Source organism: Mesobacillus sp. QJM3NY_10, from assembly GCF_056173465.1.
Window position 1 is genome coordinate 310,001 of the sequence record NZ_CM149675.1, and the last position, 16,224, is coordinate 326,224.

18 protein-coding genes and 1 riboswitch (1 of these 19 running past the window's edge) are annotated in these 16,224 nt (G+C 47.7%); of the genes, 15 read left to right on the forward strand and 3 right to left on the reverse strand.

All coding sequences use genetic code 11. The features are described from left to right. Positions 1-685: the end of a methyl-accepting chemotaxis protein gene (locus AC0VX7_RS01620; protein WP_475426359.1), read on the forward strand. 1,022 nt of this gene lie to the left of the window's left edge; the window shows 685 of its 1,707 coding nt (coding positions 1,023-1,707); its start codon lies off the left edge, out of view; its stop codon occupies positions 683-685. 57 nt (positions 686-742) lie between these two features. Here the strand turns inward: AC0VX7_RS01620 and AC0VX7_RS01625 are convergent, their stop codons facing one another. After that, entirely contained in the window at positions 743-1,096 is a 354-nt protein-coding gene (locus AC0VX7_RS01625; RefSeq protein WP_215034876.1) for an NIPSNAP family protein, read from the reverse strand. Between the two features lie 219 nt (positions 1,097-1,315). On the opposite strand from AC0VX7_RS01625, the gene AC0VX7_RS01630 reads away from it, so the two are divergent. The 14 genes from AC0VX7_RS01630 to purD all read left to right on the forward strand — a co-directional run bounded on the left by AC0VX7_RS01630 (position 1,316) and on the right by purD (position 15,743). After that, complete coding sequence (locus AC0VX7_RS01630; protein WP_475426360.1) at positions 1,316-1,858, forward strand: DUF2179 domain-containing protein; 543 nt, start codon at positions 1,316-1,318, stop codon at positions 1,856-1,858. Continuing rightward, the gene (locus AC0VX7_RS01635; protein WP_475426361.1) at positions 1,855-2,061 is read left to right on the forward strand and encodes an NETI motif-containing protein; all 207 of its coding nucleotides are present in this window, start codon (positions 1,855-1,857) and stop codon (positions 2,059-2,061) included. Before AC0VX7_RS01630 ends, AC0VX7_RS01635 begins: the two co-directional genes overlap by 4 nt. 112 nt (positions 2,062-2,173) lie before the next feature. After that, positions 2,174-2,275: riboswitch (purine riboswitch) on the forward strand. Positions 2,276-2,407: 132 nt separating this feature from the next. After that, entirely contained in the window at positions 2,408-2,890 is a 483-nt protein-coding gene (gene purE, locus AC0VX7_RS01640) for a 5-(carboxyamino)imidazole ribonucleotide mutase (RefSeq protein ID WP_475426362.1), read from the forward strand. After that, positions 2,877-4,037 (forward strand): 5-(carboxyamino)imidazole ribonucleotide synthase, encoded by a 1,161-nt coding sequence (gene purK, locus AC0VX7_RS01645; protein WP_475426363.1) that lies wholly within the window; start codon positions 2,877-2,879, stop codon positions 4,035-4,037. Before purE ends, purK begins: the two co-directional genes overlap by 14 nt. Beyond that, positions 4,034-5,326, forward strand: a complete 1,293-nt coding sequence (gene purB / locus AC0VX7_RS01650) for an adenylosuccinate lyase (protein WP_475426364.1) — start codon at positions 4,034-4,036, stop codon at positions 5,324-5,326. Before purK ends, purB begins: the two co-directional genes overlap by 4 nt. A gap of 102 nt (positions 5,327-5,428) precedes the next feature. Beyond that, on the forward strand, positions 5,429-6,142 hold the full coding sequence (gene purC, locus AC0VX7_RS01655; RefSeq protein WP_475426365.1) for a phosphoribosylaminoimidazolesuccinocarboxamide synthase: 714 nt from the start codon (positions 5,429-5,431) through the stop codon (positions 6,140-6,142). Next, complete coding sequence (purS, locus tag AC0VX7_RS01660) at positions 6,135-6,389, forward strand: phosphoribosylformylglycinamidine synthase subunit PurS (protein WP_215034889.1); 255 nt, start codon at positions 6,135-6,137, stop codon at positions 6,387-6,389. The genes purC and purS overlap by 8 nt, the downstream gene beginning before the upstream one ends. Then, positions 6,386-7,072, forward strand: a complete 687-nt coding sequence (gene purQ / locus AC0VX7_RS01665; RefSeq protein ID WP_475426366.1) for a phosphoribosylformylglycinamidine synthase subunit PurQ — start codon at positions 6,386-6,388, stop codon at positions 7,070-7,072. The genes purS and purQ overlap by 4 nt, the downstream gene beginning before the upstream one ends. Further along, complete coding sequence (gene purL / locus AC0VX7_RS01670) at positions 7,056-9,272, forward strand: phosphoribosylformylglycinamidine synthase subunit PurL (RefSeq protein ID WP_475426367.1); 2,217 nt, start codon at positions 7,056-7,058, stop codon at positions 9,270-9,272. Before purQ ends, purL begins: the two co-directional genes overlap by 17 nt. Next, positions 9,257-10,669 carry an amidophosphoribosyltransferase gene (gene purF, locus AC0VX7_RS01675; protein WP_475426368.1) on the forward strand — a complete coding sequence of 471 codons (1,413 nt, stop codon included), beginning with the start codon at positions 9,257-9,259 and terminating at the stop codon, positions 10,667-10,669. Before purL ends, purF begins: the two co-directional genes overlap by 16 nt. A gap of 582 nt (positions 10,670-11,251) precedes the next feature. Further along, on the forward strand, positions 11,252-12,295 hold the full coding sequence (purM, locus tag AC0VX7_RS01680) for a phosphoribosylformylglycinamidine cyclo-ligase (RefSeq protein ID WP_475426369.1): 1,044 nt from the start codon (positions 11,252-11,254) through the stop codon (positions 12,293-12,295). Continuing rightward, positions 12,292-12,894, forward strand: a complete 603-nt coding sequence (gene purN / locus AC0VX7_RS01685) for a phosphoribosylglycinamide formyltransferase (protein ID WP_475426370.1) — start codon at positions 12,292-12,294, stop codon at positions 12,892-12,894. Before purM ends, purN begins: the two co-directional genes overlap by 4 nt. Then, positions 12,873-14,411, forward strand: coding sequence for a bifunctional phosphoribosylaminoimidazolecarboxamide formyltransferase/IMP cyclohydrolase (gene purH / locus AC0VX7_RS01690; RefSeq protein ID WP_475426371.1), 1,539 nt, complete (start codon positions 12,873-12,875; stop codon positions 14,409-14,411). The genes purN and purH overlap by 22 nt, the downstream gene beginning before the upstream one ends. A gap of 69 nt (positions 14,412-14,480) precedes the next feature. Next, positions 14,481-15,743, forward strand: a complete 1,263-nt coding sequence (gene purD / locus AC0VX7_RS01695; RefSeq protein ID WP_475426372.1) for a phosphoribosylamine--glycine ligase — start codon at positions 14,481-14,483, stop codon at positions 15,741-15,743. Here purD and AC0VX7_RS01700 read toward each other — a convergent pair. Continuing rightward, complete coding sequence (locus tag AC0VX7_RS01700; RefSeq protein WP_324782409.1) at positions 15,721-15,834, reverse strand: EYxxD motif small membrane protein; 114 nt, start codon at positions 15,832-15,834, stop codon at positions 15,721-15,723. The two genes, purD and AC0VX7_RS01700, sit on opposite strands and share 23 nt — an antisense overlap. 62 nt (positions 15,835-15,896) lie before the next feature. Continuing rightward, positions 15,897-16,169, reverse strand: a complete 273-nt coding sequence (locus tag AC0VX7_RS01705) for a YgaP family membrane protein (protein WP_475426373.1) — start codon at positions 16,167-16,169, stop codon at positions 15,897-15,899. Between the last annotated feature and the right edge of the window lie 55 nt (positions 16,170-16,224).

The window sequence follows — 16,224 nt, forward strand, 5'->3', positions numbered from 1 at the left end:
AGCTGGTGACCATGCGAAAAAAGGCGGAGGATATGTTCAAGAAACGGCGAGTCAGATGAATATGATTCATTCTTCCGTTAACGAGACAGGTGCATTGATTAGTTCGTTAAATGAAAGGTCCAGACAGATAGGAAACATTTCAAAAGTGATTATCGAGATTGCGGATCAAACCAATTTGCTAGCTTTAAATGCTGCGATAGAAGCAGCGAGAGCTGGAGAACATGGGAAGGGATTTGCAGTTGTTGCTGCAGAGGTCAGAAAGCTGGCTGAACAATCTCAAAATTCTTCTTCTCAGATATCAGAGTTAATCAGGCATATTCAAACGGATATGGAACACTCAAATGATTCGATGGATCGGGTGAAAAAAGAAGTGATTAGCGGCTTGGGAATCGTAGAGGATACTCAAAGAAGCTTCCAGGAGATTCTTGTATCTATGGAAAATATGAGTGAACGAATCGAAGATATGGCAGCCACGGCGGAACAGATGTCTGCGAGCACTGAGGAAGTATCCGCAACAGTAAATGAAGTCTCGACTATATCAAAGGAATCTTCCTTGCATAGCCAAAATGTAGCGGCTTCTGCGGAGGAACAATTAGCTTCAATGGAGGAAATAACAGCTTTGGCCAATAATCTATCAACAATGGCTGAAACTTTAAAAGATACGGTCAGCCGATTTAAAATATGAATGAAAACCATCAAGCCTTTCGTTCACGGATTTAGGCTTGATGGTTTTTTAGACTGTTTAATATTTGATTGCGGTGTCTATTGTCGAATATAACTTCTCGTTCCTGGCTTCCACAAAGTATTGTTTTTGAACATACTCCTTCCCGCCATTCTCTTCGTACCAATTTTTAATGCGTTGCAGATGTTCTTTATCGCTTCTAACATGATTTTCTATTTCTATATAATCCTCATAGCTGTCATATTCCCAGATCGCAAATATCTCTGTCGTTGTCTCGTCATGTGGCAGCATCCATCTTCCTGTCAGTCTGGCTCCGTGCTTCAGTTGATTTGGCATGTTTATCTCAGTAAAAAGCTTATTGAAGGGTTCTACAAAATCATTTTTTACTATGTAGAATTTACGCCGATAAAACAATATTAACAACTCCCTGTAATCTCTTATTTTAAAATGGTATCCTTTTCCATGCCCCTTCGTCAATCACCATCATTTTTATGTAAAGAAGTTTCAAATCATAAGGTTAAGGAAACCTTAAAATAAGAATCTTTTCGTTAGGGATTTTGCAAGTTGCTTTACAAGTGATTTGTTTAATGCGAACATTAGGGATTATTAGAAGAGATGTCTGGAGGGTTTTGAATGCTGGAGAATAGTTTTGTCATGGTGGCCATCATCTTAATCATCAATATTGTGTATGTGTCTTTTTTTACAATCAGGATGATCTTGACGTTGAAGGGGCAGCGTTACTTAGCTGCTGGGCTCAGCACGATAGAGGTTGTCGTTTATGTTGTTGGGCTTGGCCTTGTACTTGATAATTTAAATCAGATACAGAATTTGGTTGCGTATGCTGTCGGCTATGGCATCGGTGTCATTGTCGGGATGAAAATTGAAGAGAAGCTGGCACTTGGCTATATTACGATCAATGTGATTACGAAAGAGTATGATGTGGATCTGCCAAAGGCTTTGCGAGCACTCGGTTACGGTGTGACGGATTGGGCTGCACATGGACTTGAGGGCGACCGGATGGCGATGCAGATTCTAACGCCGCGAAAATATGAATTAAAGCTGTACGAGAAGATTAAGGAATTGGATCCGAAGGCATTTATCATCGCGTATGAGCCAAAATCGATCCATGGCGGGTTCTGGGTAAAATCGGTACGGAAAGGAAAGCTGTTTTCATGAGTAAGGGTAAAAAGAAGCAAATGTATGAAGTCGCTGAACATGAATCAATCGATGATTGTCTCAATAGAATGAAGAATGATGGCTTTGCTCCTATACGACGGATGGAGAAGCCGATTTTTAAGGAAGTTGAAAAGAACGGAGCAGTCGAGTATGAGCCTGCGGGCAGGCAGATCATTTTTGAAGCGAAGTTAATTGAGAGCTGACTTGCGTTAGCTGTTTAAAGTCCTAAACACGAACAATATAAAATAGAAATTATTTAATGTTCGATTATAGATTGACAATAAGTCGAATTAGTTGTTAATATGTAAATGTCGAAAGTGAAATTTAGTTTTCCCTCGTATAATAATGGGGATATGGCCCATGAGTCTCTACCCGGTAACCGTAAATCGCCGGACTATGAGGGAAAGTAGTTTTTAAGTGAAGGGAAAAGAAATCGCGTTCACTTATGGATTTCTTTGCGTATGCACCCGGACAGACTACTTTCTCTTCTATTTAGAGGAAGCAGTCTATCCGGGTTTTTTGTTTTTTAACTCCAAAGGGGGTAAGTATATGACGGTTGCAGTCATTATGGGGAGCAAATCGGATTGGGAAACGATGAAGCATGCGTGTGACATACTGGATCAGCTGGAAGTTTCTTATATAAAAAAGGTGGTTTCAGCCCACCGTACGCCTGATCTTATGTTTGAATTTGCCGAGAAGGCCAGGGACGAAGGGATCAAAGTCATTATCGCCGGGGCTGGCGGTGCGGCACATTTGCCTGGAATGGTAGCGGCGAAAACGACATTGCCTGTGATCGGGGTGCCAGTTCAGTCAAAAGCACTTAATGGATTGGATTCACTGTTGTCGATTGTCCAGATGCCGGGTGGTGTGCCGGTTGCAACGGTAGCCATCGGAAAAGCTGGAGCGACAAATGCGGGTCTCCTTGCGGCGCAGATTCTTGGGGCATTTGACAGAGAAGTCGCCGAGAGATTGGAGCGGCTGAGGGAAGAAACAAAAACGTCAGTGATGGAAAGCAGTGATGAGCTTGTTTAAAGTGGTTTTACCGGGAGAGACGATTGGAATTATTGGCGGCGGCCAGCTTGGCAAGATGATGGCGCTCTCGGCAAAAGCGATGGGATTCAGAGTAGTCGTGCTGGATCCGACCGAAGATTGCCCATGCGGCCAGGTAGCTGATGAGCAGATTGTCGGCGGTTACGATGACCTTAAAAAAATAAAGCAGTTATCAGAACAGAGTGATGTGATCACTTATGAGTTTGAGAATATAGATGCAGTTGCCCTTGAATGGTTGAATAAAAATGCGTATGTGCCGCAGGGCACGGAATTGCTGCGAATTACTCAGGACAGGATAGAAGAGAAGCGCAACATCGAGGCAGCGGGTGTTCAGGTGGCTCCATACGCGGTTGTGACAAAGGTTGAGGATGTCAGAGCGGGAATCGAAGAGCTGGGATTACCTGCTGTCCTGAAAACTGCCAGAGGCGGTTATGATGGCAAGGGTCAGCTGGTTCTTAGGTCTATTGATGATATCGATTTAGCAGAAACATTAGTCAGCCAGGGTGCATGTGTGCTGGAAAAATGGATTCCGTTTGAAAAGGAAATTTCGGTGATCATCACACGCGGGGCAAATGGTGAAACGAGCGTATTCCCAGTGGCTGAGAATGTTCATAAGGAAAATATTCTGCATCAGACAATTGTTCCTGCAAGAATCAGCATGAAGGCTGAAGCAAAGGCTATAGAGGCAGCGAAACAAATTGCGTCAGCATTAGGATTGACTGGAACGTTGGCAGTCGAGATGTTTTTAGCTGAAAATGATGAGCTTTACATAAATGAACTGGCGCCAAGGCCGCATAACTCGGGGCATTACAGTATCGAAGCCTGTGAGACGTCGCAGTTCGAACAGCATATCAGGGCAGTTTGCGGCTGGCCAATGGGAAGTACGAACTTGCTGAAGCCGGCTGTGATGGTGAATATTCTGGGCCAACACCAGCAGCCATTGCTGGATAAAATCGCAGACTTGCAGGATTGGAAAATTCACTTATACGGCAAAAAGGAAGCTGAACATAAGCGTAAAATGGGCCACGTGACCCTTACGCGAGAAACAGTAGAAATCGCGCTTGATGAAGCTGAGAGAAGCGGAATCTGGGAAGGCGCAGCAGATATGATCGGAGGACAAAAGAGATGATAGATCGTTATACAAGACCGGAAATGGGAGCAATTTGGACAGAGGAAAACCGCTTTAAGGCATGGCTCGAGGTTGAGATTCTTGCATGCGAGGCATGGGCAGAGCTAGGAGATATTCCTAAGGAAGACGTAAAGAAACTCCGCGAGAATGCCTCTTTTGATATTAACCGGATTAAGGAAATCGAGGAAGAGACGCGCCATGATGTCGTTGCTTTTACAAGAGCGGTATCAGAGACACTTGGAGAAGAGCGCAAATGGGTGCATTATGGTCTGACTTCAACTGATGTTGTGGATACGGCTCTATCCTATGTACTTAAGCAGGCTAATGCGATTTTGCTGAAAGATCTTGAGAACTTTGTTGAGATTCTGACTAATAAAGCAAGAGAACATAAGAACACAGTCATGATGGGGCGCACGCACGGTGTTCATGCTGAGCCTACCACTTTTGGCTTGAAGCTGGCGCTATGGCTGGAGGAAATGAAGCGTAATCTTGAGCGGTTTAAAATGGCGTCTCGCGACGTCGAGTTCGGCAAGATTTCTGGTGCAGTGGGAACGTACGCGAATATCGATCCATTCGTGGAATCATATGTTTGTGAAAAGCTTGGGCTGCAGCCGGCACCGATTTCGACACAGACCTTGCAGCGTGACCGTCATGCTTTCTATATGTCCACGCTTGCTTTGATTGCGACTTCGATTGAGAAGTTTGCGGTTGAGATTCGCGGTTTGCAAAAAAGTGAAACCCGTGAAGTAGAGGAGTTTTTTGCAAAGGGACAAAAAGGCTCGTCGGCCATGCCGCATAAGCGCAACCCAATTGGCTCTGAAAACATGACCGGAATGGCAAGGGTTATCCGCGGTTATATGACGACGGCTTATGAGAATGTGCCTTTATGGCATGAGCGCGATATCTCGCATTCTTCTGCAGAGAGAATTATTTTACCAGACGCGACAATCGCATTGAACTATATGCTTAACCGCTTCGGCAATATCGTGAAGAATTTGACGGTGTATCCGGAGAACATGAAACGGAATATGGACCGGACACTTGGCTTGATCTACTCACAGCGTGTGCTGCTTGCTTTGATCGACAAGGGGATGTCCCGTGAGGAAGCTTACGATACAGTTCAGCCAAGAGCGATGGAAGCGTGGGAAAAGCAGGTGCAATTCCGCAGTCTGATCGAAAGCGATGAAAAAATCGCGGGGCTATTAAGCGAAGCGGAAATCGATGACTGCTTTGATTACAACTACCATATCAAGCATGTTGATATGATTTTTGAACGACTAGGTCTTTAATTTTTCAAAAAGGAACATAAATAGAGGGCGAGGATATCCTTGCCCTTCCTTTAACTGCAAGTGACTGAAGATTGCCAATTATCTCAATCGGAGGGCGTTAAAATGGAAGAGCTGTTATACGAAGGGAAAGCGAAGCGGATTTACGCAACGGATGACGAGCGGGTAGTAAGGGTGCAATACAAGGATTCAGCGACGGCCTATAATGGCGAGAAAAAGGCGGAGATTGTCGGCAAGGGCAGGCTGAATAACGAGATTACGAGTTTGCTATTCTTGAAGCTTAGAGAAGCGGGAATCCAATCGCATTTTATCGAAAAAACTTCAGAGATTGAGCAGCTTGTAACACGAGTTGCGATCATTCCGCTTGAGGTGGTTGTGAGGAACTTTGCTGCTGGAAGCTTTTCAAAGCGGCTTGGTGTCGAGGAAGGCAAAAAGCTGTCGAGGCCAATCGTTGAGTTTTACCTGAAGGATGATTCACTTGGCGATCCGCTGATCACCGATGATCATGTCGATGTGCTGGATCTTGCAACAGCTGATGAGGTCGCAGAACTGAAGAAAGCGGCTTTGAAAATCAATGAGGTTCTTGGCGGATTTTTCGCGGAGATTGGTGTTACTTTAATAGATTTCAAGCTTGAGTTTGGAAAGGATGCAGACGGCAGCATCTTGCTGGCGGATGAGATTTCGCCGGACACATGCCGCTTTTGGGACATGGAAACACAGCAGAAGCTTGATAAGGATGTATTCCGCCGTGATTTAGGGAATCTGACAGATGCTTACGAAACCATTTTGACGAGATTGGGAGGACAATTGCATGTATAAAGTAAAGGTGTATGTCACGTTAAGGGAAAGTGTTTTGGATCCGCAGGGGACGGCTGTGAAAAGTGCGCTTGCGACACATGGTTATGAAGGCATCCAGGAGGTTCGCATCGGTAAATACATGGAGCTGACTTTGGATGAGTCGGTGAAGGATGTCGACGCTGCTGTGAAGGAGATGTGCGAGCGCTTGCTGGCGAATCCGGTGATTGAGGACTACAGGTATGAAGTCGAGGAGGTTGTTGCACAGTGAAGTTTGCGGTGATCGTATTTCCGGGTTCGAACTGTGACATTGACATGTATCACGCGGTAAAAGATGAGCTTGGCGAAGAGGCGGAATATGTGTGGCATGATGCTGAAAGTCTAGAAGACTATGACGCTGTGTTGTTGCCAGGTGGATTTTCTTATGGAGATTACTTGCGTTCAGGCGCGATTGCCCAGTTCAGCAATGTCATGAAGGAAGTTGTCAAAGCGGCTGAAGCCGGCAAACCTGTTCTTGGCGTCTGCAACGGATTTCAAATTTTGCTGGAGGCTGGGCTTCTTCCCGGGGCCATGCGCCGGAATGACAGCCTGAAGTTCATCTGCAAGCAGGTAGAGCTGAAGGTGGAAAATAACGAGACAATGTTCTCGGCCGGATACGACCAGGGCGAGGTCATCACGATTCCGGTTGCGCACGGGGAAGGCAACTATTATTGCGATGAGGAGACACTTGCTACTTTGAAGACAAACAATCAAATCGTGTTCACATACAATGGTGAAAATCCAAATGGAAGCCTTGAAAATATCGCAGGAATCATCAATGAACGCGGCAATGTCCTTGGCATGATGCCACATCCGGAGCGCGCGGTCGATGAGCTGCTTGGCGGAGCGGACGGACTGAAGCTTTTTAAATCGATCGTCAAACAATGGAGGGAAGCAAATGCGGTTAATGCTTGAACCAAGTCCAGAGGAAATTAAACAGGATAAGATTTATCGTGAAATGGGACTGTCAGACAGCGAGTTTGCTTCTGCCGAAAAGATTCTTGGACGGGTGCCCAACTATACGGAAACAGGATTGTTCTCTGTTATGTGGTCGGAGCACTGCAGCTACAAGAACTCCAAGCCGGTGCTGAAAAAGTTTCCTGTCACGGGGGAGCGGGTTTTACAGGGGCCGGGCGAAGGTGCTGGAATCGTTGATATTGGTGATGGCCAGGCGGTTGTTTTTAAAATCGAGAGCCATAACCATCCATCAGCAATCGAGCCATATCAAGGTGCGGCTACGGGTGTCGGCGGAATTATCCGCGACGTTTTTTCGATGGGAGCAAGGCCAATTGCATTATTGAATTCCCTCCGCTTTGGCGAGCTTGAGTCACCAAGGGTGAAATATTTGTTTGAACAGGTTGTTGCAGGGATTGCTGGTTACGGAAACTGCATCGGTATTCCGACAGTTGGCGGAGAGGTTCAGTTTGATGCTGCTTATGAGGGCAACCCGCTTGTGAACGCGATGTGTGTCGGACTAATCAACCATGAGGATATCAAAAAGGGCCAGGCACATGGTGTTGGCAATACGGTCATGTATGTTGGCGCGAAGACGGGCCGTGACGGAATCCACGGTGCGACTTTTGCTTCTGAAGAATTGAATGAGTCATCTGAAGATAAGCGTCCTGCTGTACAGGTTGGCGATCCGTTTATGGAAAAGTTGCTTTTGGAAGCATGTCTGGAGCTTGTGAAAAGTGACGCGCTTGTCGGGATCCAAGACATGGGCGCGGCTGGTTTGACCAGTTCATCTGCCGAGATGGCGAGCAAGGCTGGTTCAGGAATCGAGATGAATCTTGACCTCGTACCGCAGCGTGAAACCGGCATGACGGCTTATGAGATGATGCTTTCCGAGTCACAGGAGCGGATGCTGATTGTAGTCGAAAAAGGCCGTGAGCAGGAAATCATCGATCTTTTTTCAAAGTATGAGCTTGAAGCGGTTGCAATCGGAAAAGTTACGGATGACAAAATGCTTCGTCTTTTACATAAAGGGGAAGTAGTCGCTGAGGTCCCTGCGGATGCCCTGGCTGAAGAGGCTCCTGTCTATTACAAGCCATCAAGCGAACCAGCGTATTTCCGTGAGTTCCAGGCGATGGAAAATGATATCCCTAAAGTTGAAAACTATGAAAATACTCTTTTGCAGCTGCTGCAGCAGCCAACGATTGCAAGCAAAGAGTGGGTCTATGATCAATATGACCATATGGTGCGTACGAGCACGGTTGTGTCTCCAGGGTCCGATGCAGCGGTAGTAAGAGTTCGCGGCACAGAAAAAGGATTGGCGATGACGACTGATTGCAACTCGCGTTATATCTATCTTGATCCGGAAACAGGCGGGAAGATTGCTGTTGCTGAAGCGGCGCGCAATATCGTCTGCTCTGGCGGTGAACCGCTGGCGATCACGGATTGCCTGAACTTCGGGAATCCTGAGAAGCCGGAGATTTTCTGGCAGTTTGAAAAAGCGGTCGACGGCATGAGTGAAGCATGCCGGACATTGAGCACACCTGTCATTGGCGGAAATGTGAGTTTGTATAACGAAACAAACGGAACTGCTGTCTACCCGACACCAGTTGTCGGCATGGTCGGACTTGTTGAAAACTTGCAGCATGTAACGACGCAGCATTTTAAAAATGCCGGCGATCTGATTTATATGCTGGGTGACACGAAGGATGAGTTCGGTGGCAGTGAGCTGCAGAAAATGGTTTATGGCAAGATTTTTGGCAAGGCGCCTGAGCTTGATTTAGAAGTGGAAGCAAGCTATCAAGCGCAGATTTTAACAGCGATTAAAAATGGGCTGGTTGCCTCTGCGCATGATGTCGCCGAGGGCGGTATGGCCGTTGCGCTTGCTGAATCCGTGATCGGCAGCAAAGGTTTGGGAGCTGAGGTAGTACTAGAAGGAAATGCTGTATCTGCCTTGTTCAGCGAATCGCAATCCCGCTTTATTTTATCCGTAAAACCAGAAAATCAGATCGAGTTTGAGAGTTTAACAGACGCGGTGTTGGTCGGAAAAGTCGTTGAAACTCCAGTCTTAGAGGTTGATGTCAACGGTGAGAACGTGATCAATCAAGATGTAGAGGGGCTGAAAATGGCCTGGAAAGGAGCCATCCCATGCTTGCTGAACTAAAAGGCTTGAATGAGGAATGCGGCGTTTTTGGAATCTGGGGACATCCCGAGGCAGCACAAATCTCGTATTACGGGCTTCATAGCCTGCAGCACCGCGGCCAGGAAGGTACAGGCATTGTGGTGACCGATGGCAAGGAACTCAAGGGAAGAAAAGGCGAAGGCCTTGTGACCGAAGTTTTTACGGCTGATGCAATGGAAGACATACAGGGTGTAGGTGCTATCGGCCATGTCCGTTATGCAACAGCGGGCGGCGGCGGCTATGAAAATGTCCAGCCGCTGCTGTTCCAATCGCAGAGCGGCGGCCTGGCCCTTGCGCATAACGGCAATCTCGTAAATGCTGATGCGCTAAGGAATCAGCTTGAAGCCCAGGGAAGCATTTTTCAAACGAGTTCAGATACAGAGGTGCTTGCCCATTTAATAAAGCGCGGCGGCTTCAGCCAGCTGAAGGACCGTGTGAAAAATGCACTTCCGATGCTGAAGGGGGCTTACGCCTTTTTAATCATGACCGAAACAGAAATGATGGTCGCGCTCGATCCGCATGGATTGCGCCCGCTTTCGCTTGGCCGCCTTGGCGATGCTTATGTCGTAGCTTCAGAGACTTGCGCCTTCGATATTGTCGGTGCGGAGTTTGTAAGAGACATCCTCCCTGGGGAATTGTTGGTGATTGATGCAGACGGCCTTCATTCTGAGATGTACTCAATGAGCTCGGGCACGGCAATCTGTACGATGGAATACATTTATTTTTCAAGACCAGACAGCAATATACACGGCATTAATGTGCATGCTGCCCGTAAAAATCTCGGCAAGCAGCTGGCAAAAGAGGTGCCGATTCAGGCAGACGTTGTAACAGGTGTTCCAGATTCGAGCATCTCCGCGGCAATCGGCTTTGCAGAGGAATCAGGCATTCCATACGAAATGGGCTTGATTAAGAACCGTTATGTTGGCCGGACATTCATCCAGCCTTCCCAGTCACTGAGAGAGCAGGGTGTGAAAATGAAGCTTTCACCGGTGCGCGGGATTGTTGAAGGCAAGCGTGTGATTATGGTGGACGATTCGATTGTGCGCGGCACGACCAGCCGCCGGATTGTGAAGATGCTGAAGGAAGCTGGCGCGACCGAGGTGCACGTCGTCATCAGCTCGCCGCCAATTCAGAATCCATGCTTTTATGGAATCGATACATCTACCCGCGAGGAATTGATAGCCTCCGATCATTCGGTCGAAGAGATTCGTGAATTGATTGGTGCCGACTCGCTGACGTTTTTGAGTGTCGAGGGCATGCTTGAGGCAATCGGGCACAATGAACCTGGCGAAACAAGAGGTCAGTGCCTTGCTTGCTTTACCGGGAAGTACCCAACGGAGATCTATCCGCAGGCCGTGCCTGCCGGGCAGAAGTGTTAAAGGAATTAATGTGCCCGTAAGGAAGCGGGAACGCAATTAAAGGTCACATAAAGTCGGTTAATGTGACCGTAACGAAGTGGGATGGCAATTAAAGGTCACATAAAATCAGTTAATGTGACCGTAACGAAGCGGGATGGCAGTTAAAGGTCACATAAAAGTGATTAATGTGCCCGTAAGGAAGCGGGAACGCAGTTAAAGATCACATAAAGGTGTTTAATGTGCCCTTAAGGAATGGGAATGGCAATTAAAGGTCACATAAAAGTGGTTAATGTGCCCGTAACGAAGCGGGTTGGCAATTAAAGGTCACATAAAGTCGGTTAATGTGCCCGTAAGGAAGCAGAATTGCAATTAAAGGTCACATAAAAGTGATTAATGTGCCCGTAAGGAATGGGAATCGTAGTTAAAGGTCACATAAAGGTGTTTAATGTGCCCGTAAGGAAGCGGGAACGCAATTAAAGGTCACATAAAAGTGTTTAATGTGCCCGTAAAGATGCGGGATGGCAATGAAAGGTCACATAATCCTTAAAGGAAGCGTCTACGGCAAGAGACTTAGAGAATACAGCCAAATCGGAGGTAATGAACATGGCAAATGCGTATAAGCAGGCTGGTGTGGATATTGAGGCCGGGTACGAGTCGGTGGAAAGGATTAAAAAGCATGTGAATCGGACGGTCAGGCCTGGTGTGATGGGTGCATTAGGCGGTTTCGGCGGAATGTTCGACCTTTCCAGCCTTGGACTGAAGGAGCCGGTGCTCGTTTCAGGCACGGATGGTGTCGGCACGAAGCTGATGCTGGCATTCATGATGGACCGACATGATACAATCGGGATAGATGCGGTCGCGATGTGCGTGAACGACATCGTTGTCCAGGGAGCGGAACCATTATATTTCCTTGACTATATCGCCTGCGGAAAAGCACAGCCGGAAAAAATAGAAGCGATTGTCAGAGGGATTGCCGACGGCTGCGAGCTGGCTGGTTGTGCGCTGGTCGGCGGGGAAACCGCGGAAATGCCAGGGATGTACTCTCCGGAAGAATACGATTTGGCTGGTTTTTCGGTCGGAGCCTGTGAAAAAGCTGATATCATCACAGGGCAGAAAATCAAAGAGGGCGATGTGCTGATCGGACTTGCATCAAGTGGCATCCACAGCAATGGCTACTCGCTTGTGCGCAAGGTGTTTTTCGAGCAGGCGGGCTGGGAGCTTGACTGTTACGTAGAAGAGTTTGGCTGTACGCTGGGCGAAGAACTACTCAAGCCAACACGTATTTATGTAAAATCGGTGCTTGCCGCAAAGAAGCAGTTTGAACTCAAAGGGCTGGCCCATATTACGGGCGGCGGCTTCATCGAAAACATACCGCGGATGATGCCGGAAGGACTGGGCGCAAAAATCGAAGAGGGCAGCTGGGAAATTCCGCAGGTGTTCAAGACGATTGAATCCCTTGGTGAAATTGAACGCAAGGATATGTATAATATCTTCAATATGGGGATTGGCATGGTAGCGGCGGTGGATGCAGGAATTGCTCATGAAGTTGTGGCGTTTTTTAACAAAAACGGAGAGCAGGCTGCCGTAATCGGCACAGTTACTGGCATTGAAGGAATCGAGATGAAAGTGGCTGGTGAAGAGCTATGAAAAAAATAGCGGTATTCGCGTCGGGAAGCGGGAGCAATTTTCAAGCGATTGCCGTGGCGGCACAAGCAAGTATCCTGAATGCTGAAATCTCGCTGCTTGTATGTGATAAGCCAGGCGCATTTGCTGTCGACCGGGCAGAAATGTTAGGAATTCCTGCTCTGGTGATCAGTCCAAAAAGCTTTCCTACCAAGGCAGAGTATGAGGCAGAGATTTTACAAAAACTAATAAGTCTTGATGTCGACATGATTGTCCTTGCAGGATATATGCGTCTCATCGGGCCGACATTGCTTGAAGCATATGAAGGGAAAATCGTGAACATCCACCCGTCACTTTTGCCGGCCTTTCCTGGGAAGGATGCGATCGGCCAGGCGCTGGCAGCCGGAGTGGAGACTACAGGAGTGACGATCCATTTCGTGGACGAGGGAATGGATACAGGACCGATCATTGCGAGCGCTGCGGTAAAGATCGATGCTAGCGAAACAAGGGAGTCGCTCCAGAAGAAAATACAGCGGATTGAACACAGCATGTATCCAGACGTTTTGGAGGAGCTGTTGAACGGAGAAGAGGAGGCAGTACAATGGGAAAAAAGCGTGCACTGATCAGTGTTTCGAATAAAGAAGGAATTGTAGAATTTGCGAAGGAGCTAGTCGAACTTGGATTTGAAATCGTCTCGACTGGCGGTACCAAAAAAGCGCTCAAGGAAGGTGGCGTTCCTGTCATCGGAATCAGCGATGTAACTGGTTTTCCGGAAATCCTTGAAGGCCGTGTGAAGACGCTGCACCCTAAAATTCACGGAGGCTTGCTTGCGAAGTACGACGATCCTTCCCATCAGGCTCAGCTGGCTGAAAATGAAATCGAGCAAATCGAGCTTGTCTGCGTCAACTTGTATCCTTTTAAAGAAACAATTTCAAAGCCTGGAGTGACAGCGGAAGATGCGATTGAAAATATCGACATCGGCGGTCCAGCGATGCTGCGTGCATCAGCTAAAAATCATCAATACATAACAGTGCTTGTAGACCCTGCAGATTATCACCAGGTGATTGAAGAGTACAAGAATCAGAACGAAACAACAATGGAAACCCGTCGCCTTCTTGCTGCGAAGGTATTCCGCCATACGGCTGCGTATGATGCACTGATCGCTGAATACATGACAGAGCTTGCTGGCGAGGAACGGCCGGAAAAAATGACGGTGACTTACGAGCTGAAGCAAAGCTTGCGCTACGGTGAAAATCCGCATCAGAAGGCTGCTTTTTACCAGAAGCCGCTTGGTTCAGCCTTTTCAGTGGCGGCAGCGGAACAGCTTCACGGAAAAGAGCTATCTTATAACAATATCAATGATGCAAACGCGGCTTTGCAGATTGTAAAAGAATTCTCTGAGCCGGCAGCGGTTGCGGTTAAGCATATGAACCCTTGTGGAGTGGGTGTCGGTAAGGACATTTTTGATGCTTTCGGAAAGGCGTTTGAAGCGGATCCGGTTTCTATCTTCGGCGGGATCATCGCCTTGAATCGCGAGGTTGATGGGGAGTCTGCCCGCAAGCTTTATGAAATCTTCCTTGAAATTATCATCGCTCCTTCTTTTAGCGACGAAGCTCTGGAAATTTTAACGGCGAAAAAGAATCTCCGGTTGTTGAAGGTCTCATTTGATGGTGAGGCTGCGAAGGAGAATACTCTGTCCTCTATTGAAGGCGGATTGCTTGTTCAACAGCAGGATGCGTATGGATTTGACGATGCGGAAATCTCTGTACCGACAAAGCGTGAACCAACCGAGGCAGAATGGGAAGCCTTGAAGCTTGGATGGAAGGTTGTTAAGCATGTTAAATCCAACGCGATTGTCGTGGCGGATAAGGATATGACCTTAGGAATCGGCGCCGGTCAAATGAACCGAGTTGGAGCGGCTATGATTGCGCTGGAGCAGGCTGGGGCAAAAGCGGATGGAGCTGCGCTCGCATCTGACGCATTCTTCCCGATGGACGACACCGTCGAAGCGGCAGCAAAAGCTGGTATCACGGCCATCATCCAGCCCGGCGGATCCGTCCGTGATGCAGATTCAATCAAAAAAGCGGATGAATATGGCATTGCGATGGTATTTACCGGCGTAAGGCATTTTAGGCATTAATGGCTGGCAAGTGGTTTGGAAACAAGCGTTAAGTTAAAAGCAGTCCTGAATACAACGGAGGTGGGGTTTATGAAGGTTCTAGTGGTTGGCAGAGGGGGCCGGGAGCATGCGATTTGCCGGAAGCTCAGCGAAAGTCCGCTTGTAACAGAGGTTTTTGTGGCTCCTGGCAATCCTGGTATCGAGGATTGTGCTAATGTGATTGCCATAAATGAAAGTGAAACTGAACAGCTAGTTTCATTCGCGAAGGAAGAACAGATCGGCCTGACGATCATCGGGCCAGAGGTTCCTTTGCTTGAAGGATTGGCTGACCGTTTTATGGAGGAAGGACTCAAGGTGTTCGGTCCGCGTAAAGCAGCGGCGATCATTGAGGGAAGCAAGTCGTTCGCGAAGGACCTGATGAAAAAATACGGTATCCCGACTGCTGCGTATGAAACATTCACTGATTATGCTGATGCAAGAGACTATCTAGCAAAGGTCGGCGCCCCGATTGTCATCAAGGCAGATGGGCTTGCGGCAGGCAAAGGTGTCGTCGTCGCAATGACCATGCAGGAAGCGGAAAATGCATTGCAGGAAATGATGCTTGATGGAAAGTTTGGTGAGGCATCGGCCAGCGTGGTCATAGAGCAATTTTTAACAGGGGCAGAGTTTTCGCTGATGGCATTCGTGAACGGTGAAACCGTCATTCCATTGGAAATTGCCCAGGACCATAAGCGGGTGTTTGATGGCGATAAAGGTCCGAACACCGGCGGGATGGGTGCCTATTCACCGGTACCGCAAATCCGGGAGGAATCAGTCGCGGTTGCAGTAGAGCAAATCCTTCAACCGGCAGCGATTGCGATGGAAATGGAGGGGCGGAGCTTTACAGGGATTCTGTATGCCGGCCTGATTGAAACGTCAGATGGACCAAAAGTGATTGAATTTAACGCGCGATTCGGAGACCCGGAAACCCAGGTGATTTTACCGAGGATGAAATCAGATTTGGTTGAGGTCATTCTCGAACTGCTTGAAGGCAAAAAGCCTGAGATTGAATGGCATGAGGAAGCAATGGTCGGCGTAGTCGTCGCGGCCAAAGGCTATCCTGAGGAATATGAAAAAGGTGCTGTGTTGAGAGGCATCGAAAACATATCGCAGGTGTTTCATGCCGGCACGGCGAAAAATAGCGATGGTGAGTTCGTGACAAACGGCGGCAGGGTGCTGCTCGTCGGTGCGAAAGCGGCATCGTTAAAAGAAGCACAGCAAAAAGTGTACGCTGAGCTTGAGAAGCTGGACTGCCCTGAAACCTTCTACCGCAAGGATATTGGCAGCAAGGCTATCGGGCACGTCTCTTGCTAGAGCCTTTCATATAAACGAGCAGCAGCGCGATGATGCTGCCAATCAACGCGATCCAGACAAAGCTGACGTCCATTATATATTCCCAGAACATAAAATCATCTCCTTTAGTTTAGTTGAAGCCCCCGTTAACCGGGGGCTTTTATCTGATTAAAATTAACTTGGGTTATAAGGAATCCATCCTTCTGAATCCCCATTTTCGGCATTCTGCTGTTCCATCATATCCTGGCCTTTTTCATAGGCAGCGGTCAACGGGCAATAGCGGACAATCCCTTCTCCGACTTTCATTGCGCCCAACATCGCTATGAAGATATAGGAATCCTTCCACGGCCGTTTCACCATTTTCGATGTCGACCAAGCCAGGATTGTCAGTCCTGCTGTAATCCTGATGAGTGCGTTGATGATCCCGATATTCGGTCGTACATTCATATCTCATCGCTCCTTTACTCCATTTTTACAGTTAATTTGAAATTCTTTAATGCGT